Origin of the sequence: Kutzneria sp. NPDC051319, from assembly GCF_040682195.1 — a bacterium.
In the GTDB taxonomy this organism is placed as follows: domain Bacteria; phylum Actinomycetota; class Actinomycetes; order Mycobacteriales; family Pseudonocardiaceae; genus Kutzneria.
The window spans coordinates 225,828-248,755 of sequence record NZ_JBFBAM010000004.1 but is presented as its reverse complement, the minus strand read 5'-3'; the positions used below and the strand labels follow the sequence as shown (position 1 = coordinate 248,755).

The following is a 22,928-nucleotide window of genomic DNA, read 5'->3' as shown; positions in this document are numbered from 1 at the left end:
CGGGAAGCAAGAACGGCCGCCCACCGCGGGCGGCCGTTCGGGACTGCGCGGGTCAGCTGAAGTCGAGGTCGGCGTTGCGGCTGCGCTTGAGCTCGAAGAAGTGCGGGAAGCCGGCCAGGACGCGGGCGGCGTCGAAGAGCTCGGCGGCACGCTCGCCGCGGGGGATCGAGGCCAGGACGGGGCCGAAGTAGGCGACCTCGTCGATGTGGATGGTCGGGGTGCCGACCTCGTCGCCGACGGGGTCCATGCCGCGGTGGTGGCTCTTGCGCAGCTCCTCGTCGTGGTCGGTGCTGTGCGCGGCGGCGGCGAGCTCGGCGGGCAGGCCGACCTCGGCCAGGGCTTCGGTGATGACGGCGTCGTAGTCCTTGTTGCCACCGTTGTGGATCCGCGTGCCGAGCGCGGTGTACAGGTCACGCAGCACGTCGTCGCCATGCTGCTGGGCGGCGGCGATGCAGACCCGCACGGGACCCCAGGCCCGGTCGCAGAACTCGCGGTACCACGGCTCGATCTCGCGGTGCTCGTTGAGCACCGACAGGCTCATCACCCGGAAGTGCAGGTCGATGTCGCGGTGCTGCTCGACCTCCAGGATCCAGCGGGACGTGATCCACGCGAACGGGCAGGCGGGATCGAAGTAGAAGTCGACCCGCGGCGAGGTGGCGGACATGGTTCTCCTGTCGGTTCGTGCTGCTGTCCACACGGTAGGCAGAAACCGCCGATCGCGCCCACGAGTTGAGTCGACGGTTCGGTGTGATGCTGAACGGGACCCGCGCGATACTGGGTGGATGTCGATCGTGACCACGGGCCAGGATGTGGCCGAGGAGACCGTCGCCTTCAACCGGCGGCTGGCCGAGACCCTGGCCACGGTGCCGCCGGTGTACGAAGTGGACGACATCGCCCAGGTCCGGGCCGGTTTCGGCGTCTTCCCGCCGCCGAAGGTCCTGGACGAAGGCGTGGACCGGGTGGTGCCCGGCCGCGACGGCGACGTGGCCGTGCGGGTGTTCACGCCGGCCGAGGTTCGCGGCGTCTACCTGCACATGCACCCGGGCGGCCGGGTCCTCGGCTCCGCGCGCAACCAGGACGTCCGGCTGTGGGCCCTGGCCGAGCAGACCGGACTCGCGGTCGTGTCCGTCGACTACCGCCTGGCGCCCGAGCACCCTCACCCCGCCGCCGTGCACGACTGCGTCGACGCCGCTCGATGGCTGGTTTCCACCTCTGTCACCGAGTTCGGCACCTCCAGGCTGCTGCTCGGCGGCGAGTCCGCCGGCGCCGAGTTGGCAGTGCAGGTGTTGCTGGGGCTGAGGGAATCCGGCCAGCACCGGGCATTCAGCGCCGCCCACCTGTCGTACGGCGTCTACGACATGGCCTTGACGCCGAGTGCCCGGGCCTACGGCGAGCAGAACCTGGTCACCGGAACGCTTTCCGAGCGCTGGTTCCGGGCGCAGTCGTTCCCAGGGCTGTCCGAGGCCGAGCTGCACGCGCCGGACATCTCCCCGCTGTACGCCGACCTCCACGACCTGCCGGCGGCTCGTTTTGTCGTGGGCGGCAACGATCCGCTGCTCGACGACACCCTGTTCATGTCCGCACGCTGGCAGGCCGCCGGAAACCCCTGCGAGGTGGAGGTTGTCGCCGAGGCCGTGCACGGCTTCACGGCGTTCCCCATCACCGTCGCCACCCGCGAGCTCGCCGCCCAGAATGCCTGGCTCGCGGCGCACTGAGCGGTCACGGTTCGAGTTCGGCCGCCAGGAAGGCGAAGATGTCGGCCATCACGGCGTTGCGCTGGTCGCGGGTCGACCCGAGGCCGTGGCCGCCGTGCTGCTCCACGCGGATCAGCACCGGCCGGTCGGACGCGGTCGCGGCCTGGAGCCGGGCGGCCATCTTGGCCGGCTGCCACGCCGCTACGCGCGGGTCGTTCAGGCCGGCAGTGATCAGCACGGCCGGATACTCGGCGCCGTCGACCACACGCAGGTAGCTGTCCACGATGAGCAGCGCCCGCAGGCCTTCCTCGGTGGTCTGGGTGCCGAACTCCGGCGCGTTGATCGGGCCGTTCTCGCTGAACTCCATGCGGGTCGTGTTGAACACCGGGACCTGCGACACCATGGCCGCGAACAGGTCCGGGCGGCGAACGAGCGCGCCGCCGGTGGGGATGCCGCCGGCGCTGGCGCCCTCGCCGGCCAGCCGTTCCGGGCTGGTGTAGCCGGTGTCGACCAGGTACTCGGCGCAGTCGATGAAGTCGGAGATGGTGTTCTCCTTGGTGAGCAGGCGCCCCGCCGCGTGCCACTCGTGGCCGTGGTCGCCGCCGCCACGCAGGCCGGCCAAGGCGTACACGCCGCCGCGCTCCAGCCACGGCAGCAGCCGGGGATTGAACGCCCGACGCAGCACGAGCCCGTACGAGCCGTAGCCGGTCATCATGGTCGGGTTGTTACCGTCGAGCGCGAGTCCCTTGCGGTGCAACACGGTCAATGGCACGAGCACGCCGTCACGGGCCGAGGCGCGCAGCTGGGTGACCTCGATGTCGGAGAAATCCACCGGAGAGCGTGGGATCCAACCGGTGTCGTGCAACTCGCCGTCGTAGCGGTAGGCGGTCGGCGGCTGCGTCCACGAGCTGAACACGATCAGCGCCGACTTGCCGTCGGGGTGGGCCGTCCACTGCGCGATGGTGCCGCCGGTGGGCAGCGGGATCTCCTCGATGTCCCCGCCGGCTAACGGAATTCGCCGCATACGGGCGGTCCCGGCGTCGATGTCGCGGATCACCAGGTGATCGCCGACGACTTTGACGCCCATCACGGCCCGGTCGCCGCCGGGCACCACGGTCCGGCGCGTGCCGTCGGTCAGCGACCAGGCCTGCACCTCGGACCGCGGGGCGTCCTTGTGCGTGACGACGTAGATCGTGTCGCCGTGGATCGCGTAGCCGGTGACCTCGTCGGCCGGGTCGATGATCTTGCGCCACACACAGGTGGTCGGATCGGCCAGGGCGGCGCGATCGGTGGCGTACAGGGAGAACTCGGACAGTTCCTCGGACAGCGAGCCAGCGGAGGCGGCGTGCGAGATCAGCGCGAACGCCAGCTCGCTGTCCCCGGGCAGCACCACGAAGGCGCGGTCGATCGGCGACAACGGTAGCGTCGGATTGTGACCGCGCCGCAACGTGATCGTCGGTTCGCCGCCGCCGATCGCCTGGAACCAGGTCGCGCTGTTGTCGCGCCGCCGGTCGGCCGGCACGGCCGGATCGGGCGCCGGGCGGCGGTGGCAGAAGAAACCCGAGCCGTCGGGCAGCCAGGTCGGGTGGCCCTGGAGCGAATGCGTGATCTCGGTCGGGGTGAGGTCGCCGGTGGCCACGTCCAGCACGTGCACGTGGCACTGCTCGGAGCCGCCCTGGGCCAGGCCGCAGGCGACCAGGCGGCCGTCCGGGCTCGGGTCGAAGAATTCGAGGGTGCTGTGCTCGTCGCCCTCGATCGTGGCCGGATCGAGCAGCACCCGCTCCTCGCCGCCCTCGCGGACCACCAGCACCGGCACATCACCGGTCTGGCGCAGGAAGAACACGCGGTTGCCGGCCATGGCGAAGGAGGTGACCTCGACGGTGTCCCTGGTGACTTCGTCCAGTCGCGCCAGCAGTTCCGCCCGCAGCGGCAGCCCGGTGAGGTGCTCCTTGGTCTTCGCACCCTGGGCCAGGAGCCATTCCCGGAGCTCAGGCCCCTCTTCCATCCACCGGTACGGATCGGCCAGCTCGTGCCCGAACACCGTGTCCACGACCGTCTGCACGCGAGCGTTGGTCACGTCTGCTCCCCCCACTTGACAGCACCACCGGGGAGCGTACCGTGACGGAGGTAAGTGAACTGTACGGATCAGTTCATTTGAGCGGAGGTCCCGAGATGCGTATCGACGTGCACGCCCACCTGTGGAGCGAGAGCTACCTGGACCTGATGACCGAACTGGGCGTGCCCACGCAGGCCCAGCGCGGCCTCGGCGCCGGATCGGCGGACCAGGAGCTGGCCGACCGGTTCGCCCAGCTCGACGCGGCCGGCGTCGACCGGCAGGTGCTGTCGGTCACGCCCGTCTCGCCACACCTGGCCGACGAGGCCGCCGCCGTCCGCGCCGCACGGCTGGCCAACGACGAGTACGCCGGCATCGTGGCCAAGCACCCCGAGCGGTTCCGCGCCTTCGCCGCCCTGCCCCTGCCGCACGTCGACGCCTCGCTCAAGGAGCTCACCCGCGCCCTGGACGACCTCGGCATGGTCGGCGCCGCCGTCACCACGTCCGTGCTCGGGCGCGGCCTCGGCGATCCCCTGTTCGAGCCGCTGTACGAGGAGCTCAACCGTCGCGGCAGCGTGCTGTACGTGCACCCGGCCGGCGAGGGCGCCGGGGCCGAGCTCATCGCCGGCCACAACCTGACCTGGTCGATCGGGGCGCCCATCGAGGACACCGTCGCGATCATGCACCTGATCCTGGCCGGCATCCCCAGCCGCCACCCCGACCTGAAGATCATCGCCTCGCACCTGGGCGGCGCACTGCCGATGGTGCTCAACCGCACCGACCACCAGGTGCCCTGGGAGGCCCCCGGCACGCCGGAGCTGCCGAGCGTGGCCGCCGGCCGGATGTGGTTCGACACCGTCGGGCACGACCACGCCCCGGCGCTGCGGGCCGCCGTCGACACCTTCGGGGCCGACCGCCTCGTGCTGGGCACCGACTTTCCCTACCAGGCCAAGCAGGAGTACCAGGAGGCCATCGACTACGTCACCAAGACCGTGACGGCCGAGCAGGCGACGGCGATCCTGGACACCAACGCCCAGGCGATCTTCGGGTTCTAGGACACAAGCCCGTCAACGCCGATCACCGCCCGGGCCGGCTTCAGTCGGTCCCGTAGTAGCCGAGGAACATGTCCACGCCGGCGACGATCAGCCGGTCCGCCAGCTTCTTGCCCGGCGTGCGGCCGTAGGCGCCGTACACCAAGTTCGGGGAGAGCACGAGGCCCGAGAGCTGGAGGACCGCCAGCTCGACGTCGGGGATGTCCAGCACGCCGCGCTGGTTGAGCCTGGTCAGCGCGGTCACGAACACCTCGTGCAGGCGGTTCGGGCCGTGCTCCAGCCAGGTCTCCCCCAGCTCCGGGAACCGCTTGGACTCGCCGACGACCAGGTGGCGCAGCGCCATCATGTCCGGCAGCGTCAGCGCCGTCACCCAGGCCCGGCAGGCCTTGGTCAGCTCGGCGCGCACGTCGTCGGAGTCGCCGAGGCGGGACTCCACCAGCTGCTCCACCACCGACAGCGCGTTGTGCAGCTGCCCGGACACCACCGCCCGGAACAGATTCTCCTTGCTGTCGAAGTGGTTGTACACGGTGACCTTGGAGACGCCGGCCGCCGCCGCGATCCGGTCCATGCTCACGTCGAAGCCGTCGGCCAGGAACGCCAGCAGGGCCGCCTCCACGATGGCCTTGCGCTTGCCGTCCGCCCGCGCGCCCGAGGGCGCCGCCCGTCCCGCCTCACTCATCCCGCGACTGTACCACTGAGTACAGTTAGCGACACGATGAACATTCGCGGCGCGGCTGTCTCCTCGTGACGGACCGAGACGGGAGGACACGACGCACCCTGGCTGCTGACGGCACTTTTGGCCGGTGCGCGACTGGTGTTCGGGATGGCACGCTGGGGATGATGTTGGGCGCCGAGCGGTCGCGGGTGTGGTTGCTGGGCCGGTTGTCGCGGGCCCCACGGTGGCGCGCCGGGACGACGGGGGCTGGCTGGTGATCGCTCGTGGGGAGGGCGGATGACCGACTTGGACGAGTTCTTCCGGACGTCCTGTCCGCGGCTGATGGCCCGAGCGGTGCTGCTGTGCGGCGACCGGGCCGACAACGAGGCCAACCGGGTGCACGCGGCCGTGGATCGAGGGCAAGCACAGCGCTGGTGGGGGCGCGGATGACCACGCTGCGCGCGGCCCTGGCGATCGCCCTGCTGTTCGGCGTGTACGTGTTGGCCCTGCTCGGCATCGCGGTCGCCGTCGCACTGGTGGTCCTGGCCGTCTGGTCGACGCAGGGCTTCGTGCGGGGCGAGGTCGACAACTTCGCCCCGCAGATCGTGGTGCTGCCCTTCGCCTCGCTGGCCGCGCTGGTGGCCGTGGCCAGCGGCCTCGTCTCGGCCGGCAGGGCCGGCTCGGACGCCGATTCCGTGCAGGTGGACGAGGAGGACGCGCCGGAGCTGTGGGCGTTCGTCAGGCAGGTGGCGGCCGAGGCCGGCATCCGCCCGCCGGACGAGCTGCGGCTCAACAGCGAGGTCGACGCCTCGGTCACGGAGGACGCGCGGCTGCTAGGCCTGCTGCCCGGCCGCCGCCGGCTCACCCTGGGCCTGCCGCTGCTGGCCGCGTTGCCGGCCAACGAGATCCGGGCGCTGCTCGGCCACGAGTTCGGGCACCACATCGGCGGGCACACCCGGGTCGGCGTGGTCGTGCACCGCGGCTACGCGGCGCTGGACCGGCTCCAGGACAACCTCATCGAGGCCAGCCACCTCCGCTTCTGGCCGGCCGGGCTGTTCGCCCGGATGTTCATCGGCTACACCCACATCTACGCGCGGATCTCCTTCGCGGTGCGGCGTCGGCAGGAGTTCGAGGCCGACGCCGTCGCCGCCCGCATCGCCGGGCCCGAGGCCATCGCCACGGCGCTGCGGTCGCTGGCCTCGATCGACGCCCGCTGGCAGCTGTTCCTACGCCAGTACCTGAACCGGACCGCGGCCGCCGGCTACGCGCCCGAGGATCCGCTGGCCATGTTCGCGGCCATGCTCGTGGATCGTCCGATCGAGGTCACGGACCCCGAGCCGGAGCGGCGCAGCCCGTTCGCCAGCCATCCCAGCACCGCCGACCGGCTGGCCCGGCTGGCGGCGATGGACGCCGAGGTCCCTTCCCGGCTGGGCGAGCCCACGACCTGGCGTTATCCCAAGCGGGAGCTCCTGCGGCACCTGCTGCCCGATCACGACGTGGAGGCCCTGCCGTCGGCGCGGTGGATGGCCAAGGCCGCCCGGCAGGCCGCGCCGATCGCCTCCGCCCGGATGCTGCTCGACGGTCCCGATGCCACCCTTGCCACCGTGTTCGACGTGCTTTCCGATGGCGAAGCCGCGCTGCTGGCCGCCCGTTTCGACACCGGCGACCCGCATCGTGCCATCGCCCGGCTGTGCGAGGCCCTGCACGCCTTGGTCGGGCACTACCTGGTCGAGGCCGGCAGCGCCCATTGGCGGCTGTCGTGGACCGGCCCCAGCAAGCTCGTCGTCAGCGAGCTGCGGGCCGACGGCGTGCACGTGCTGCCCTTCGCTGAATTGAACGGTTTGGTCTTCGAGGCCGTCGACCACCCCTCCGGCGTCGACCGCCTCCGCCTGCACCTCGCGTCCTTGCGCGTCGATCCGAAGCGGCGTTTCGCCGCCGAAGTCGTGCAGTCCACCACCGTCACCGTCGACACCGCGCCCACTCGCCGCGCCAACTCCCGCCGCATGGGCATCTTCGCCCTCTACGGCGCCGCCCTCGTCGCCGTCGTCGCCGTGTTCGTGATCGCCGACGTGTCCAACGACGACCGGCCCAGCCGCAGCACCACCATCCGGCCCACCTACACCCGGCCGACCACCTACTTCCGGCTGCCCAGCGGCATCTTCCTCCCGCCATCCCCGCCGGAGTCCAGCTTTGACCTCACCTTCATCCCGCCGCCGCTGGCCACCACGGACGGACATCCATGACTCACGCACTGATCATCGGCGGCGGCATCGCCGGCGCCGCGACCGCACTGGCGCTGGGCAAGGCCGGCGTGACCTCGACCGTGTACGAGGCCTATCCCAGCGGTGGCGACGATGTCGGCGCGTGGCTCATGGTGATGCACAACGGAATGGACGCGCTGCGGGCGATCGACGCGGACCGGCCGGTGATCGAGCGGTCGTTCCGCACCACCAACGTCGAATACCTCGACCCGGCCGACACGATCTTCGCCAGCGGGCCGCTCGGCACCGGCCATCCCGATCCCGACGGCCCACGCACGATCCGACGGGCCGATCTCTACCGTGCCCTGCAAGGGGAATTGCTCCGGCGGGGCGGGAAGATCGAGCACGGCAAACGCTTGGTGAGCGCCGCGGGCTCCGACCGTGTGGTGGCAACGTTTGCCGACGGCAGCACCGCCGAGGGCGACTTCCTGGTCGGCGCGGACGGCGTCTGGTCGACGACTCGCAACCTGATCGACCCGGAGGCGCCGCAGCCACAGTTCACCGGGCTCACGCTGGTGTACGGCTACAGCCGCGACACCTCGATCCCCATCGTGCCGGACACCTGCCGGCTGGTGGCCGGCGGCGTGGTCTACACGACGTCGCCGGACAACGAGACCTTCTGGGCCTCCGGCGTGCCCGGCGAGGGGGACGGGCCGTGGCTCAAGGCGCTGGCCGCGCAGTTCGCCGATGCCCCGGGCGAAGTGCCGCGCCGGATCGTCGGCGCCGAGCACGAGGAGGTGCTGGCCACCGCCATTCACCACCTGCCCGAGCAGCTGCCGCACTGGCACAACGCGCGGATGGCGCTGGTCGGCGACGCCGCCCACCTGAGCGCCACCTCCGCGGCCCAGGGCGCGTCGATCGCGTTGGAGGACAGCGTGATCCTCGCGATGTGCGTGCGGGACATCCCCGATCTGGAGCAGGCTTTCGCCACGTACCAGCGCATTCGCGCGCCAAGGGCCCAGCGGCTGGCCGAGCTGACGGCGCGGCAGGTCCGCACCCCCGAGGAGGCCAGGGACAACGCCCGGCCGGAGGTGCGGGCCTGGCTGTACGAGCATGAAATTCACTGGAACGAGGTCATCAAGCCGTGAAGGCGTTGGCACGGGCGCGGGGCCTGTCGTAGCGTCGGGCGCACAAACGTTGCACTGGAAGGGATTCCGCCGTTGAGCCTGCCCGAGACCATGCGCGCCGTCCGATTCCACGCCGAGTCGGGAAAGCTGAGCCTGGAGACGGTGGCGGTGCCGCGCCCGGGGCCGCGCGAGGTGGTGGTGCGGGTCGCGGCGTGCGGCATCTGCCACTCCGACCTGAGCCAGTTCGACGGCCACATCCCGGCCCAGCTGCCGGCGATCACGCCGGGCCATGAGGCGTCGGGCACGGTCGCGGCGGTGGGCAGCGACGTGCGGCACTGGCAGGTCGGGGACCGCGTGGCGATCGCCGCCGGCCGGGCCTGCGGGCGCTGCCGGTCGTGCGTGTTCGGCGGCACGATCGACGACTGCGAGGCGCTGGAGGTCATGGCCTTCGCGTACGACGGCGCGTGGGCGGAGTACGTGGTCACGCCGGGCGTGTCGCTGATCTCCGTGCCGGACAACGTGCCCATGGAGCAGGCGGCCGTGCTGGCCGACGCCGTCGCCACGCCGTACGGGGCGCTGGAGACGGCCGATCTTCGTATGGCGCAGTCGGTGGGCGTGTGGGGGCTGGGCGGCATCGGCTCGCACCTGGTGCAGCTGGCCCGGCTCGCCGGCGCGTCGCCGATCATCGGCCTCGACCCGGTGGCCGGCGTGCGTGACCGGGCGCTCGCGCTCGGCGCGGACTTCGTGCTGGACCCGCTGGCCGCGGACACCCCGGACCGGATCAAGGAGATCACCGACGGCCGCGGGCTGCGGGTGGCGTTCGACTGCGTCGGCCGCACGTCCACGGTGGCGCAGGCCAACGGCGTGCTCGGCCAGCGGGGCAAGGTCGTGCTGGTCGGCATCAGCGCCGAGAACATCGAACTCGGCCGCGAGGGCTCGTTCCTCGGCCGCCGGCACGCCGTCATCGGGCACCTCGGCTACAAGATGAAGCACCTGTCCGACCTGGTGGAACTGGTCTCCCGGGGCCGCCTCGACCTGTCCGCGTCGGTCAGCGCCGTGCTGCCGCTGGAGGACTTCGAGGAGGGCATCCGCCGGCTGCGCGAGCACGACGGCCACCCGATCCGGGTGCTGCTGAAGCCCTGAGCAGTGGAGGCGCGGTCCACCCCGATCTCCACCGCCGGGAGGTGCTGGTCCACCCGGGTCTCTCCGTAGCGTCCGGGCCATGGAGATCTACCTGGAGTACCTGGCGATTCGCTTCGCCATTATCGGCGGCGTGATCGCGTTGGTCGTGCTCGCGCTGTTCGCCGTGGCCATGATCCTGCGGCGGCTGGGCAAGCTCGACCGGGCGCGGGACATGGTCGAGCCGATGATCCGCGAGTCGGCCCGTCGCCGAGGCGGGCTCGCGAACATGGTCGTCGAGCGTGTGGTCAAGGAGCGCCGCTGATGGGCGCCGTGCTGGAGTTCCTGATGGTCCGGTTCCTGATGATCGGGGCCGGGGTGGTCGCGTTGATCGTGCTGGTTTTCGTGCTGGCGCTGATCTGGCGGCGGACGGGCCGCTGACGTGGCAGCCTGATGCTCGTGCGACTGCTCGATCGGATCGGTCCCCCGTGGCTGGTGGTCGGCCTGGTCGGGACCGCCGTGTTCGTGATCACGCTGGCCACCGTGCAGCGGCCGACACCGGCCTGGCTCTGGCTGCTCTACGGCGTCGGCCTGGCCTGCTGGCTCGGTTTTGTGCTGCTCGACCGCCGTTCGCCCCGGACGGCGACCGCCCTGCTGCTGGCCTGCCTGCTGGTGTCGGTGGCGGCGATCGGGCCCGCGCCCGACGGCACTCCCGTGCTGCTCACCTGTGTCGGGCTGGCGGTCACGTGCTCGCTGCCCCGGCTGTCGTCCCGGGTGCTGGCCGCCGTGCTCGGTCTGACGTTCGTGATCGCCGGCGGCGGGACCTTGGCCTGGAACCAGGGCGCTACTTCCCTGTTCGGCGACCTGGCCGTGCTGCTGATCATGGCGTTGATCGGGTTGAGTTCCCGGCAGCACCAGATGCGGGCCCGGCTGCTCGCTTCCTACGCCGCGTTGGACGAGCGGGCCCGGATCGCCCGGGAGATGCACGACGTGTTGGCTCATTCCCTTGGCGCCCTGGGTGTGCAGCTGGAGGTCGCCGAGGCGCTGTTGTCCGAGCGCGGCGACCTGGACGGCGGGTTGCTCCGGGTGCAACGGGCCCGTTTGTTGGCTCATGAGGGCCTGGACGAGGCCCGCCGGGCCGTTGCCGCCCTGCGGGCCGACGTCGTGGCGTTGGACGAGGCGTTGTCCGGCCTCATCGAGGACGGTCGGCGGGATCGTGGTCTGGAGGTGGATTTCGTCGTCACCGGCACGGTCCGGCCATTGCCGGCCGGCGCCACCGTGGCGTTGCTGAGGATCGCTCGGGAAGCGCTGACCAACGCCGCCAAGCACGCCCCCGGCTCGGCCGTCTCCGTGTCGCTCGACTACGGTTCAAGCGTCTGTTTGAGGGTGTACAACGCTTTCGTCGGCGATACCGGTGTTCCCGGGCATGGGCTCACCGGGATGCGGGAGCGGATCGCCCTCGTCGGTGGCACGCTGACCGCGGGACGATCGGGAGAGGGCTGGCTCGTGACCGCCGAGGTGCCGGAATGATCAGGGTTGTCGTCGTCGACGACCAACTGGTGATGCGCGAGGGCCTGGTCGCCCTGCTCGACCTCGCCGACGACATCGAGGTCGTCGGCTCCGCCGGCACCGGCTCGGAAGCCTTGGAACTAGTGACTTCCGTAGCCGTCGACGTTGTGCTCATGGACCTTCGCATGCCCGTCATGGATGGCGTCGAGGCCACCCGCCGCATCTCTGCCGCTCACCCGGACCTCGCCGTTGTCGTGCTCACCACCTACTCCGACGACGAGTCCATCACCACCGCGTTGCAGGCCGGCGCCCGCGGCTACCTCACCAAGGACGCCGGCCGCGCCGAGATCACCGCCGCCCTGCGAGCCGTCGCCGCCGGTCAGTCCACTTTCGACGCCGCCGTCTCCCGCCGCCTCGTCGCCGCCCTCGCCACGCCCGCCCCGCCGCCCGCCGGTCTCACCGCCCGGGAGGCCGAGGTCCTCACCCTCATCGCCCGCGGCCTCGCCAACGCCGACATCGCCGCCGCCCTGTTCATCGGCGAGACCACCGTCAAGACCCACATCAACAACCTCTTCGCCAAGATCGGCGTCCGCACCCGCCCCGAGGCCATCCGCTACGCCTACAGCAGCGGCATCGTCGCCCCCTGAGCCTCGAACGCCAGCAGGTACTGCTTGCGGTCCAGGCCACCGCCGTAACCCGTCAGGCCGCCGCCCGCGCCGACCACCCGGTGGCAGGGCACGATGATGCCGATCGGGTTCTTCCCGTTGGCCAGCCCCACCGCCCTCGACGCGCTGGGCTTGCCGATCTGCTCCGCCAGCTCGCCGTAGGACACCGTTTCGCCGTAGGGGATCTCCCGCAGCGCCGCCCACACCGTCCGCTGGAACTCCGTCCCCCGCAGCGAAAGCTCCAGGTCGAACACATCCAGCTCGCCCTTGAAGTACGCCTCCAACTGCTCCACCACGTCCCCGAAGGCCCCCTCGACCACCTCGCCGAAGGTCTCCTCCGCCGGCCGGTGCCGCTGGCTGTCCATGTACAGGCCGGTGAGCTTGCCGTCCTCACCCACCAGCGTCAGCTGCCCCACGGGGCTGTCCACAATGGTCTTCATGACACCAGCATGGCCTTCGCGCGAGGCGATGGCTGGCGGGATTCAGCCATCAAGGCCGCGGTAGGTGCGGCGGTAGTCGCTGGGCAGGGAACCGGTCTCCCGCCGGAAGATCGCCCGGAAGTTGGCGGCGGTGCCCATGCCGGCGGCGCCGGCGATGCGGTCGACGGACCAGTCGGAGGTCTCCAGCAGGCGGCGGGCGACGAGGACGCGCTGGAGGGTGAGCCAGCGCATCGGGGGCAGGCCGGATTCCTCGCTGAAGCGGCGGATGAAGGTGCGGCGGGACATGGCGGCGTGACGGGCGAGGGCGTCGACGGTGAGGGGCTGGGCCAGGCGGGAGAGGGCCCACTCGCGGGTGGCGGCGAGGTCGGCGCCTGGTGGGGAGAGGACATCGACGTACTGGGGCTGGGGGCCGAGGCGGGCGGGGGAAGCGATGGCCTCCCGGCCGGCGGCGTGGGAGGCGTCGACGCCGAAGTCCTCGCGGATGAGGTGCAGGCACAGGTCGATGGCCGCGCCGGCGCCGGCCGAGGTCAACAGGTTGCCGTCCTGGACGAACAGCACGTTGTCGACGACCTTGGTGTCGGGGAACAACTCCCGCAACTGGTCGGACCACCGCCAGTGGGTGGTGACCCGGCGGTCGGTGGTGATGCCGGCGAAGGCCAGGCCGAACGTCCCGGTGCAGAGGCCGACGACGGTGGCGCCGCGGGCGTGGCCACGCGCGATGGCGTCGAGGTAGGAATCGGGCGGCGGGAGATGCGGGTCGCCGAAGCCGGGCACGACGATCATGTCGGCGTCGTCGGCGGCGGACAGCGGATGCGACGGCACGATCACCACGCCGTCGTCCGAGGCGACGCCGGGCTCGCCGACCGACAGCACCGAGTACCCGGGCTGATCGCCGAGGATGTTGACGCCGATGCTGTAGTCCAGGGCGCTCACCCGAGGCGGCACGAGGAGCGCGATCCGGCGAACCATCCACGCACCTCCTGGCACGATCCTTGGCATCTACGGCACAGTCTGGCCTGGTCGGGGGCCATGAGTGAATCCTAGGTTTCCCACCATGACGACAACGCAGGTGGAGAGCTTCGGGGTGCCGTGGGAGGAGTCCTACGGCTACGTGCAGGCGATCAGGCGCGGCGACACGATCTACGTCTCCGGGCAGCTGTCCCACGAGGGCGCGGACTTCGTGGCCCCGGCGCCGCTGGACGAGCAGGGCCGCGTCACCGACTACCGCCCGATGGCCGAGCAGATGGCCCAGACCTACGCCAACGCCAAGACGCTGCTGGCCCGCTTCGGGGCGTCGCTGGACAACGTGGTCGAAGAGGTGATCTACGTGCTGGACGTGGACGCCGGCATGGCGGCGGCCGGGCCGGTGCGCAAGGCGGCCTACGGCACGGAGAAGCCGCAGGTGGCGAGCACGATCATCGGCGTGACCCGGCTCGCGCTGCCCCCGCAGCTGCTGGAGATCAAGCTGATCGCCAAGGTGTAGACAGCGTCTCGGTCTCCGGCTCGGCCGCCTCGACGACCAGCGCTGACAGCGTGTTGACGCAGTGCTGCGCGGTCGGGCGGCGGCCCGGCTCGCGGGCGGTCATGGCCCGCAGCAGCCCGGCCAGCGGCCCCGGCAGCTCCTCCGGGATCTGCGGGTCGCGGCTGAGCCGGGCCAGCGCGGCCTCCAGCTTGTTGGGGCCGTCGTACTCGCGGTGGCCGGTGATGCACTCCAGCAGCACGAGGCCCAGCGCGTAGATGTCGACGGCCGGCCCGAGGGCGCCGCTGAGGATCTGCTCCGGCGCGAGGTAGGCGGGGGTGCCGATGACCTCGTCGACGGCGGTCACCCGGGACTGCCCGGCCAGCAGGGCGATGCCGAAGTCGCTCAGGTGCGGCAGGCCCTCCTCGTCCAGCAGGATGTTGGACGGCTTCACGTCGCGGTGGACTACGCCCTGCGCGTGCACGTGGGCCAGCGCGTCGGCCAGCAGCGCGACCAGCACCACGGCCTCGGCGGTGAGCATCGCGTCCTCGCGCAAACGCTTGCTGAGGCTGAGGCCGCGGATCAGCTGCATCACCAGGTACGGCCGGCCCTGGTGGATGCCGCCGTCGAACACCGAGACCAGCCGCCGGTGGTTGAGCCGGTCCAGCGCCCGGGCCTCGTCGGCGATGCGCCGGCAGGCGGTCTCGTCCAGGTCGGCCGGGAACAGCTTGACCGCGACCTCACGGTCCAGGTCGTCGTCGTAGGCCTCGTACACCTCCGTGCCGACGCCGCGCCCCAGCAGGCCGCCGACCTGGAACCTGGTCGGCAGCGGCTGATTCGACGGCCGGTACGCCACGTATGGGCGCTGCCTCATCCGGTTCACCTCTCCCAGTCGGCAGCCGGGTCAACGATACGGTGCCGGATGGGCCAGTGATGTCCGGTTGTGACGTGTGGATCACTTCTTTGCCTGTGGCAGCCTCGCTTTCCTGCTCGTCCCGCGGGCCGACGGCGGCGGCACCACCGGCCCGATGTCCCCGTCCGGCGCCTCGTCCAGGTCCACGATCACCGGCGCGTGGTCGCTGGGCCCGGTGCCCTTGCGGGCGTGGCGGTCCACCCAGGCCGCCCGCACCCGCCCGGCCACCGGCGCCGAGGCCAGCACCAGGTCGATCCGCATGCCCAGGTCCTGGTGGAACATGCCGGCCCGGTAGTCCCAGTAGCTGAACACGCGTTCGGTCGGCCACTTCTCGCGCACCACGTCGTGCAGCCCCAGGTCAAGGAGCTGCTGCAACGCGGCCCGCTCCGGCGGCGTCACGTGCGTCTGGCCCACGAACGCGTCGGGGTCGAAGACGTCGGCGTCCGTCGGCGCGATGTTGATGTCCCCGCACACCACCGCGTCCGCCGGGCCGCCGGCCACCACGTCCCGAAGCGCCGCCAACCACTCCAACTTGTAACGGTAATGGTCCGAATCCGGTTCACGTCCGTTCGGCACGTACAGCGAATGCACGCGCACCCCGCCGCAGGTGGCGGCAACCGCCCGCGCCTCCGGATGCGGGAACCCGGGCGCCCCCGCCACCCCGACCACCACGTCGTCGAGGCCGACCCGGGACAGCACCGCGACCCCGTTCCACCGCGACTCCCCGGCCACGGCGGCCTCGTACCCGCGTTGGGCCAGGTCCTCGCCGAGCAGCTCGGTGAACGCCTCCGTGGTCAGCTTCGTCTCCTGGAGACACACCACGTCCGGCCGCCGCTCGTCCAGCCACGGCAGCAACCTCGGCAGCCGCTGCTTCACCGAGTTCACGTTCCACGTCGCCACTCGCACAACCACCACCGTAACCACCACCCCCGACAATCACCTCCCGGCTTCGCCACATGCGCTTCCCACTTGACGCCAGGGCGCAAGTGGGAAGCGCATGTGGCAGTTCAGCGCGGCCACTCCCAGCGAGCGCCATAGGCCAGTCCGGGAGTCAGCTGGTGGAAGCGCACGTGGATCTCCCCGGCGAGGTCCACCGGCTGCTCGTGCCCGTCGTGCAGCGGGTTCTCCCGAGGCGCCCCGCGCAGGGCGAACACCGTCGGCGGCTCGCGGTCCTGCCGGAACCTCACCCGCAGGTCGAACCGCTCGCACGGCCGCCTCGGCACGCACAGCAGGTGCCGCATGGCCTGCCGGGTCGACGGCCGGAACCGCACCGCCACGTCGTGTCGCTCCTCCTTGGACACCGGCGCCGGCAGGGTGAGGGTGAACCCGCCGTCGGTCGGCACGAGCGTGCCGCCGTAGAGCACCTGCACGTCGGACTCGGTGAGCGGGATCGGCGCGACGAGCTCCAGCTCGCGCAGGCCGTCCTGCTCGGCGATGATCCGCCGCTGCTCCAGCACCTCCGGCCGGTCCTGGTCCAGCGCGACGGACACGGCCAGCGCGGCCGTCCGCCACCCGCCGGCGCGGGCGCCGGTGACGGCGGCCAGCTCGGCCAGCTGGTTGACGGCGTCGTCGACGCGACGCCGGACCGTCCGTTCGTCACGGTCCATTCGCGCCGCCACCGCCGCCACCCGCTGCTGGTAGAGCGGCTGCCGGGCCTCGGTGTCCAGGTTGAACGCCACCAGCGCGGCCGGCCGCAGGTCCTCGGGCAGCTGCTGGATCAGCTCGGTCAGCCGGGCGGTCAGCTTGCGCCGCACCGCCACCGGGCCGTCCCCGACGTCGATCTCGCACGCCGCCCGCACGGCCGGCCCCACCCGCCGTTCGATCCGCCCCGCATGCACGCCACGCCCCTTGCGCAACGACTTCAACTCACGCACCAGATCCAGATGTCCGTTCATCGCCCTGCCTCCCCGTGGACTCGGCGACAGCGTCCGGCGGGCGAGTGGACCAGAAGTGGACACGGCGTGGATGCAGCACGGTCGCGGCCAGCGCGGCCCCCAGGCGCACCCCGCCGAGGAACACCCCGGACGTCCCGATCCGGGCGAGCGTGTCCGGATCCGCCGCCCCCACCGCGAAAGCAATCACCTCGGGCCGCGTCAACCTGGCGAACGCGGCGGGCCAGGTGTCGTCGGCCGGTCGGCCGTCCGACACGAAGAACACGATCGGACGAAGGGCAGCCCGCCGTTCCCGCCTGAGAGCGTTCACGTCCGCCTCGATCCGTTCGGCCAACAACTCGAACACAGGCCCGAAGAACGTTGTGGCGCAGGGACTCTGCTCGGCGATGTCGATCAGTTCGGCCGCCGGGCGCAAGGGTTGCAGCACGGTCGGCGTCTGCGCCATGCCGATCACGCAGACGTGAATCCGAGCCGCCGCAACTGGATCGGCGTGCACGGCGCCACAGAATTCCCGTAACCCGGCGCGCAGCTCTCCGATGTAGTCGGTCATGGACGAGGAGCAGTCGCACACCACATAGCAGGGCAACACATCGGCTTCCACGGCGGCAGCGTGCCGAGCGGGCGTCGAGAGATCGTGGACGGAACGGGGACGGGGCCGCACCCGGACGGGCGCTTGCGCCGCCGGTGCCCCCACATCAGGCTCGGACGCCGGGAGGCCGCGTGGAGTTTCGGATGCTGGGCCCACTGCAGGCCTGGCACGAAGGTGCGCAGGTGCCGCTCGGCGACCAGCAGCAGCGCTTCGTGTTGGTGGTGTTGCTGTTGCACGCCAACAAACCGGTGTCGCCGGAGCGGTTGACCGAGACGGTGTGGCCGGGCATCGCGGAACGTCGCTCCCTTGTTCGGGGATACATCAAGAGGCTGCGGATAGCCTTTCAGGACGCCGGGGACGTGGCGATCGACACCACGCCGACCGGCTACGTGCTGAGGATCGACCCGGACCAGCTCGACGTCCTGCGGTTCGACCGGTTGCGCGAGGAGTCGTTGCGCACGAACGATCCTCGTGAGCAGATCGAGTTGCTGCGGGCGGCGGTGGATCTTCGGCACGGTGCGTTCCTGGAGGACATCGACATCGACCGGGTCGGCGGCGCCGAGGTGGTGTCGCCGGACGCCGCGTACTTCGACGCCGTCGGCGACCTGGCCGAACTGGAGCTGGCAGCCGGCGATCACCGCTCGGCGCGGGATCGGCTGCGGCCCGTCGTGAAGCTCGATCCGGCTCGGCAGAAGCATGCCGAGCTGCTCATGCGGGCGCTGCTGGCCGGCGGCGACGGGGTGGCGGCAATCCGTATTTTTCGGGACACCACCGTGGCGTTGGCCGATTCCGGGATGGAACCCGGCCCCAAACTGCGGAATCTGGCCGCCCGGGCCGAGCGCGGCGAGCCCGCCGGTTCGCTGCCGTCGCGGCCGGCGATGTTCACCGGGCGGACCGCCGAGCTCGCGGCGATCACCGGGGCGCGGGGCCCGGCCGTGTGGATCAGCGGGGCGCCCGAATCCGGCAAGACCGGCCTGGCGATCGAGGCGGCGTACAGCCTGCGGACACGGTACCCGGATGGCCAATTGTTGTTGCAGCTCAATGGCTTCACGCCCAATGTGCCGCCGATGACCACCTCGGAGGCGTTGACCCGGCTGCTGATCGACCTCGGGATTCCGCCCGAGCAGATCCCGTCCACCGAGGGCGGCAAGGTCACGCTGTACCGGTCGCAGCTCTACGGCACCGCGACGTTGATTGTGCTGGACAACGCTTTATCGGCCGACCAGGTGCGGTCGCTGCTGCCGGATGCGCCCGGCTGCTTCGCGATCGTCACCAGCCGGCGCATGGGCGATCCGGACACCGGCGAGCCGGTGCGGCTTTCGCCGCTGCCGCCGGAGGACGCCGTCACGATGTTCCGCGCCTTGGCCGGCGCGCACCGCATTCGCGGCAAGACGGCCGAGGTCGCCGAGGTGGTCAAGCGATGCGGGTGCCTGCCGATGCAGATCAAGGTGGCGGCCGCTCTGTTCCGCCGGCACGACAGTTGGCCGCTGGAAAACCTGTTGCGGCAGTTGCCCACCAGCGGCGCCGCCGCGGTCGAGGCGTCGTATCAGCAGTTGGATGCCCAGCAGCAGAACACGTTCCGCCTGCTCGGCCACGCGCCCGGGGATCTTCATGTGACGGGCGCGGCGGCGCTGGTGGACAGCGACGTCGCCCTGGCCCAGCTCCTGCTCGACGCGTTGCACGAGGTGTGTCTGCTGGAGGAGATCGCGCCGGACCGGTATCAGATGCTGGACCCGGTGAAGGAGTTCGCGGCCGGCCGACCCTCGGAATCCACAAAGGACGCCTGGCTGCGGCTGCTCGACTACTACCTCGTGTCGTTGCTCAGGGCGATGAAGTCCGGCTACCCCTTCGACCAGCAGCCGACCGTGGACAGGTTGTCGGCCGTAGCACCCAGGTTCGCCGACGCCGACGAGGCTGTGGCGTGGATCGCCGCCGAGCGCGGGAACCTCGTCGCCGCGATCCGCTATGCCGCGACAAACGGACTACCCGAGCACGCCTGGCGGCTGGCCGTGCTGATCTGGCGCTACTTCAACACCACCAACCAGTTCGAGGACTGGCTGGACACCATGGAGCTGGCCCGGGAGGTCGCCGTCGGCGACTACGGCCAGGCAAACGTGCTGCTGCGGCTGGCCACCGCGCACGACCGCGTCGGCAAGCTCGTCGAGGCGCGGGCGCTGGCCGAGCAGTCGCTGCCGCACTGGCAGCGACTCAGGGACGTGCGCGGCGAGGCCGCCAGCCTGTGCGCCATCGCCATTCCCACCATGGAACTCGGCGAGCACGAGCCGGCGATCACGCATTTCGAGGCGGCGCTGGAGAAGTACCGGCAGTGCGAGGACGTCCGGGGCCAGGCCCATGCCCTGAGCATGTTGGGCTACCTCAACCATCTCCGCGGCCGACAGCGGGTCTCGCTGGCCCAACAACAGGCCGCTGCGGTGATGCTGCGCGAAATCGGCCATGCCGACGGCCTGGCCCACGCCTTGAACAATCTTGGCGCGGTGCAACAGGAGTTGGGGCTGCTGCCCGAGGCCATGGCCAGCCACACCGAGGCGTACAAGAACGCCCGTGAGGTGGAGGACCGCGTGGCCACCGCCTACGCCCTCAACAACATCGGCAACGTTCACCGCCGGCAGGGCCGCCTGGCCGAGGCGGTTCGCTACCAGGAGGAAGCCAAGGTCGTGGCCACCGATCTCGCCGACGCCGACCTGCGCACCCAGCTGTACCACGATCGCGGCGCCACCGCCCTGGCCACCGGTCAGCTGGCTGACGCGCGCCGGGCGTTCCTGGCCGCGCTGGATCTGGCCACCGGCATGGGAAACCGGTCCTACCAGGCGCAGGCCAACCGAGGCCTGGCCCGAACCCTGCACACCTTGGGCAACCACGCCGAAGCGGTCGGGCACTGGCGGGCGGCTTCGGCGCTGTTCACCGAGCTGGAGCTGCCGGAGGCCGCACTCGTTCGCGTGGAGCGGGCCGACCTCGACTGCGCCTGCCGTTAATGGCGGTGCAGGACACGGCTCAGCGACGGGTGGATCTCCCGCACGGTGCGATGCCCGCGCCAGCGGCCGAGCGTCCGGGCCAGGTCCTTGAGGTCCATCCGGACGGTGGCCGAGTCGACGCGGGCGGCGTCGTCCAGGGTCTCGGCCAGCGTCAAGCAGCTCTGGTCGATCTCGCCGGCCAGGGCGTAGGCCAACGAGCGGCGCGCCCCGAACCGGGCCCGGTTGCGGCGGGACTCCTCCGGCAGTCGGGCCAGCTCCACCTCCAGGACCTCGGCCGCCTCGACGGTGCGGCCGAGGTCGCACAGGGCCCAGCCCCGGGCCAGGCCGATCGGATCCGGCGCGGTTGAGCCGAGAACCGGGTAACGATTGTCCGATGTGGACTGGCTCAGCAGCTCGACCGCCCGGTCCATGGCGCTGTCGCAGGCGTAGCGGTCGCCGGCGAGCGCATGCCCCTGTGCCTCACGACGAAGGGCCAGACCGCGGATTCTGGCGCTGGGGTGGCCGACTCGTTGTGCTTGCCGGGCCAGGTCGATCGTGCTCATCGGGTCGTGCCGGTAGAGGGCGAGCCCGGCCTCCCGCACGAACGCGTAGCTCTCGATCTCGCTGTCCCCACCGGCTTTGGCCAACTCCGAGGCCCGGCGGGTCCAGGCGAGGGCACCCGGGTCGTCGCCCGCCTCCTGGCTCATCCAGCCGGTGTACTCGGCGATCCTGGCCGCCAGCAGCAGAAGCCTCGACCTGGTCGGCTCCTGGCTGTTGACGGCCAGCGCCGTTGCCGTGCCGACCTGGGCCTTGAGCGAATCCAGCACCACCACCGGGCTGGTCCGCATGCCCAGGGCGCGGAGGTTCTCGAACGACGCCCGCATGCCGTCCAGCACGCCGTCGTCCAGCATCGGGCGGAAGGCCGGTCTCGACCCGGCGGCCAGCGCCATGCCGACCATCGTGCCGGCCGCCAGCACCTGCCGGCGGTCCAGCGTCCGCGGCGAGCGGGCGGCCTCGATGAGCCGCCCACCCGCCTCCAGCGCCGCGTCGCACAGTTTGGCCATGGTCGGATTCGGCGGCTTGAGGTCGTTCTCGATCTTGCTCAGATAACCCTTGCTGTAGTTGACCCGCCGGGACAGTTCGCCCATCGAAAGACCGGCGGCGTCTCGGCATTCACGCAGCAGTTCACCGAACGACTCGTCCACGGGCACCTTCCCTGACGACGTGTTCCGATTACACCACAATGGTGTCGCCGGCCGCGACCGGTTCGCGGCCGGCGTCCGCGATCAGCCGTGCCAGGGGTTGCCGCCGTCGGTGTTGGCGCTGGTCGTGGTGGGCGGCGGCGGGGTCGGGTCGTTGCCGTCGGCGCGGTGGACCACGCCGCCGGCCGCCGCGCCGAAGACGATGCACAACGCGATCACGGCCGCACCGACGCCGGCGAGCAAACGGGACACAGAAGTGGACATGACAAATCCTCCTGGCGAGAGAAAGTGATTGCCGGGGCGTTGTTTCCGGGAATTCCGGCGCCCACATCAAGGATTCGTCAGAGTGATCGCGGCAACAATGAGGTGACCGTTTCCCACCGCGATGGGAAACGGGAAACGGTCGGATCCACCGGTCGTCCACTTCCCGTAGACACCGTGTCCGGATCCTGCCCACACACAGCGGAACCGGAGCACCAGGAGGTTGGAGTGGACTACGACGTTGCCGTGTCGTTCGCCGAGGAGCAGCGGGACGCGGTCGGGGAGGCGGTCGAGGCGTGGCGGCAGCGGGGGCTGACCGTGCTGCACGGTCCGGATCAGACACACGAATGGTGGTCACACAAGGAAAGCGGCGACCTGCCGGACGCCCGGGTGCGGTTCTTCGTGCCGTTCGTGTCGTCCGTGGACGACTTCGCGGCGGCGATGCTTCGCGCCGTCAAGGCCGGGGACGAGCACGTGCTGCCGGTGTTGGCCGGCTCTCTTGAGGTTCCCGCCGAGTTGTCGCACCCGCATATCGCCTACCTGCGCGACTCCGAGGGCCTCACCGAAGCGCTGGCCGCCCGCATCGAGGCTTCGTCCTTGTCGGCCCCCGTCGCGGATATCGTCACCGGGGCCCGGGAATTCGTTGCCCCCGCTGCCGTTCCGGCGACCTTCAGCCGTTACGCCGAGCAGGACGCCGCCATGCGGTACCTGGGCGAGCAGTTCGCCGCCGCCCTGCCTGGTCTCTCGCGGCGCGGCTTCGCCGGCACCGCGCACGTCGGCGACGCCCGGATCTCCGTACGTATCGAGCGGGCCGGGGACACCTTGTACGCCTTGGACATTCAGCGCGGCGGCATCGGCGGCGACGAGACCGTCAACTTCGTCGTCGGCCGCCACGACGCCGGTAGCGCGTGCAGCAACGGCTGGGCCCGGCCCGTCTACGACCTCTCCGCGGGCGCCGCCGTCCTTGAGCTGCACGACCTTTCGGTGTTGGGCCGGGGCGCCGAGCCTCGGTCGTACCGTCGCGAGGAGCTGTTCGCCGCCCTGTGGCAGCGAATCAACACCGTCCTCGCCGCCACCATGGGATGAAACGCCAACGGGTTCCCCACCTCCGGTGGGGAACCCGTT

23 protein-coding genes are annotated in these 22,928 nt (G+C 71.0%); 12 read left to right on the top strand and 11 right to left on the bottom strand.

Going from position 1 to position 22,928, the window contains the following annotated elements:
* Nucleotides 1–52: 52 nt before the first annotated feature.
* Complete coding sequence (locus AB0M73_RS05965) at nucleotides 53–664, bottom strand: DsbA family protein (protein WP_363887389.1); 612 nt, start codon at nucleotides 662–664, stop codon at nucleotides 53–55.
* A gap of 118 nt (nucleotides 665–782) precedes the next feature.
* Between AB0M73_RS05965 and AB0M73_RS05960 the strand changes: the two genes are divergently transcribed.
* Nucleotides 783–1,715, top strand: coding sequence for an alpha/beta hydrolase (locus AB0M73_RS05960; protein ID WP_363887387.1), 933 nt, complete (start codon nucleotides 783–785; stop codon nucleotides 1,713–1,715).
* A gap of 4 nt (nucleotides 1,716–1,719) precedes the next feature.
* Here the strand turns inward: AB0M73_RS05960 and AB0M73_RS05955 are convergent, their stop codons facing one another.
* A complete protein-coding gene (locus AB0M73_RS05955) occupies nucleotides 1,720–3,771 on the bottom strand; it encodes a prolyl oligopeptidase family serine peptidase (RefSeq protein ID WP_363887384.1) in 2,052 nt (683 codons plus the stop codon).
* 95 nt (nucleotides 3,772–3,866) lie between these two features.
* Between AB0M73_RS05955 and AB0M73_RS05950 the strand changes: the two genes are divergently transcribed.
* Entirely contained in the window at nucleotides 3,867–4,802 is a 936-nt protein-coding gene (locus AB0M73_RS05950) for an amidohydrolase family protein (RefSeq protein WP_363887382.1), read from the top strand.
* A gap of 40 nt (nucleotides 4,803–4,842) precedes the next feature.
* Here AB0M73_RS05950 and AB0M73_RS05945 read toward each other — a convergent pair whose 3' ends face one another.
* Nucleotides 4,843–5,478, bottom strand: coding sequence for a TetR/AcrR family transcriptional regulator (locus AB0M73_RS05945; protein WP_363887380.1), 636 nt, complete (start codon nucleotides 5,476–5,478; stop codon nucleotides 4,843–4,845).
* Between the two features lie 273 nt (nucleotides 5,479–5,751).
* Between AB0M73_RS05945 and AB0M73_RS05940 the strand changes: the two genes are divergently transcribed.
* The 7 genes from AB0M73_RS05940 to AB0M73_RS05910 all read left to right on the top strand — a co-directional run bounded on the left by AB0M73_RS05940 (nucleotide 5,752) and on the right by AB0M73_RS05910 (nucleotide 12,057).
* The gene (locus AB0M73_RS05940) at nucleotides 5,752–5,904 is read left to right on the top strand and encodes a hypothetical protein (RefSeq protein ID WP_363887379.1); all 153 of its coding nucleotides are present in this window, start codon (nucleotides 5,752–5,754) and stop codon (nucleotides 5,902–5,904) included.
* Nucleotides 5,901–7,697 (top strand): M48 family metalloprotease, encoded by a 1,797-nt coding sequence (locus AB0M73_RS05935; RefSeq protein ID WP_363887376.1) that lies wholly within the window; start codon nucleotides 5,901–5,903, stop codon nucleotides 7,695–7,697. Before AB0M73_RS05940 ends, AB0M73_RS05935 begins: the two co-directional genes overlap by 4 nt.
* Entirely contained in the window at nucleotides 7,694–8,803 is a 1,110-nt protein-coding gene (locus tag AB0M73_RS05930; protein WP_363887375.1) for an FAD-dependent monooxygenase, read from the top strand. Before AB0M73_RS05935 ends, AB0M73_RS05930 begins: the two co-directional genes overlap by 4 nt.
* A gap of 72 nt (nucleotides 8,804–8,875) precedes the next feature.
* A complete protein-coding gene (locus tag AB0M73_RS05925; protein ID WP_363887372.1) occupies nucleotides 8,876–9,925 on the top strand; it encodes a zinc-binding dehydrogenase in 1,050 nt (349 codons plus the stop codon).
* 79 nt (nucleotides 9,926–10,004) lie between these two features.
* Nucleotides 10,005–10,226 (top strand): hypothetical protein, encoded by a 222-nt coding sequence (locus AB0M73_RS05920; RefSeq protein WP_363887369.1) that lies wholly within the window; start codon nucleotides 10,005–10,007, stop codon nucleotides 10,224–10,226.
* A 134-nt stretch (nucleotides 10,227–10,360) separates the two neighbouring features.
* Nucleotides 10,361–11,431, top strand: a complete 1,071-nt coding sequence (locus tag AB0M73_RS05915) for a histidine kinase (RefSeq protein ID WP_363887367.1) — start codon at nucleotides 10,361–10,363, stop codon at nucleotides 11,429–11,431.
* On the top strand, nucleotides 11,428–12,057 hold the full coding sequence (locus tag AB0M73_RS05910; protein ID WP_363887365.1) for a response regulator transcription factor: 630 nt from the start codon (nucleotides 11,428–11,430) through the stop codon (nucleotides 12,055–12,057). The genes AB0M73_RS05915 and AB0M73_RS05910 overlap by 4 nt, the downstream gene beginning before the upstream one ends.
* On the opposite strand, the gene AB0M73_RS05905 is transcribed toward AB0M73_RS05910, so the two are convergent.
* The gene (locus tag AB0M73_RS05905; protein ID WP_363887363.1) at nucleotides 12,030–12,515 is read right to left on the bottom strand and encodes a methylated-DNA--[protein]-cysteine S-methyltransferase; all 486 of its coding nucleotides are present in this window, start codon (nucleotides 12,513–12,515) and stop codon (nucleotides 12,030–12,032) included. The two genes, AB0M73_RS05910 and AB0M73_RS05905, sit on opposite strands and share 28 nt — an antisense overlap.
* 42 nt (nucleotides 12,516–12,557) lie before the next feature.
* On the bottom strand, nucleotides 12,558–13,484 hold the full coding sequence (locus AB0M73_RS05900; RefSeq protein ID WP_363887362.1) for a helix-turn-helix domain-containing protein: 927 nt from the start codon (nucleotides 13,482–13,484) through the stop codon (nucleotides 12,558–12,560).
* 85 nt (nucleotides 13,485–13,569) lie between these two features.
* Here AB0M73_RS05900 and AB0M73_RS05895 point away from each other — a divergent pair, with 85 nt between their 5' ends.
* Nucleotides 13,570–13,998, top strand: coding sequence for a Rid family hydrolase (locus AB0M73_RS05895; protein WP_363887360.1), 429 nt, complete (start codon nucleotides 13,570–13,572; stop codon nucleotides 13,996–13,998).
* Here the strand turns inward: AB0M73_RS05895 and AB0M73_RS05890 are convergent.
* The 4 genes from AB0M73_RS05890 to AB0M73_RS05875 all read right to left on the bottom strand — a co-directional run bounded on the left by AB0M73_RS05890 (nucleotide 13,976) and on the right by AB0M73_RS05875 (nucleotide 17,329).
* Complete coding sequence (locus AB0M73_RS05890; RefSeq protein ID WP_363887359.1) at nucleotides 13,976–14,848, bottom strand: serine/threonine-protein kinase; 873 nt, start codon at nucleotides 14,846–14,848, stop codon at nucleotides 13,976–13,978. The genes AB0M73_RS05895 and AB0M73_RS05890 overlap by 23 nt on opposite strands.
* Nucleotides 14,849–14,929: 81 nt before the next feature.
* Nucleotides 14,930–15,802 (bottom strand): exodeoxyribonuclease III, encoded by an 873-nt coding sequence (locus AB0M73_RS05885; protein WP_363887357.1) that lies wholly within the window; start codon nucleotides 15,800–15,802, stop codon nucleotides 14,930–14,932.
* Nucleotides 15,803–15,894: 92 nt separating this feature from the next.
* Nucleotides 15,895–16,782, bottom strand: a complete 888-nt coding sequence (locus AB0M73_RS05880) for a hypothetical protein (protein WP_363887355.1) — start codon at nucleotides 16,780–16,782, stop codon at nucleotides 15,895–15,897.
* Nucleotides 16,754–17,329, bottom strand: a complete 576-nt coding sequence (locus AB0M73_RS05875; RefSeq protein WP_363887353.1) for a hypothetical protein — start codon at nucleotides 17,327–17,329, stop codon at nucleotides 16,754–16,756. The genes AB0M73_RS05880 and AB0M73_RS05875 overlap by 29 nt, the downstream gene beginning before the upstream one ends.
* Nucleotides 17,330–17,511: 182 nt before the next feature.
* Between AB0M73_RS05875 and AB0M73_RS05870 the strand changes: the two genes are divergently transcribed.
* Nucleotides 17,512–20,361: a tetratricopeptide repeat protein gene (locus AB0M73_RS05870; RefSeq protein ID WP_363887350.1), complete on the top strand. Its 2,850-nt coding sequence runs from the start codon at nucleotides 17,512–17,514 to the stop codon at nucleotides 20,359–20,361.
* Here the strand turns inward: AB0M73_RS05870 and AB0M73_RS05865 are convergent.
* Both AB0M73_RS05865 and AB0M73_RS05860 read right to left on the bottom strand, forming a co-directional pair.
* Nucleotides 20,358–21,545: a helix-turn-helix transcriptional regulator gene (locus tag AB0M73_RS05865; RefSeq protein ID WP_363887348.1), complete on the bottom strand. Its 1,188-nt coding sequence runs from the start codon at nucleotides 21,543–21,545 to the stop codon at nucleotides 20,358–20,360. The genes AB0M73_RS05870 and AB0M73_RS05865 overlap by 4 nt on opposite strands.
* An 81-nt stretch (nucleotides 21,546–21,626) precedes the next feature.
* Nucleotides 21,627–21,806: a hypothetical protein gene (locus tag AB0M73_RS05860; RefSeq protein ID WP_363887345.1), complete on the bottom strand. Its 180-nt coding sequence runs from the start codon at nucleotides 21,804–21,806 to the stop codon at nucleotides 21,627–21,629.
* A 225-nt stretch (nucleotides 21,807–22,031) separates the two neighbouring features.
* On the opposite strand from AB0M73_RS05860, the gene AB0M73_RS05855 reads away from it, so the two are divergent.
* Nucleotides 22,032–22,889 carry a hypothetical protein gene (locus AB0M73_RS05855; RefSeq protein WP_363887342.1) on the top strand — a complete coding sequence of 286 codons (858 nt, stop codon included), beginning with the start codon at nucleotides 22,032–22,034 and terminating at the stop codon, nucleotides 22,887–22,889.
* Nucleotides 22,890–22,928: the final 39 nt, after the last annotated feature.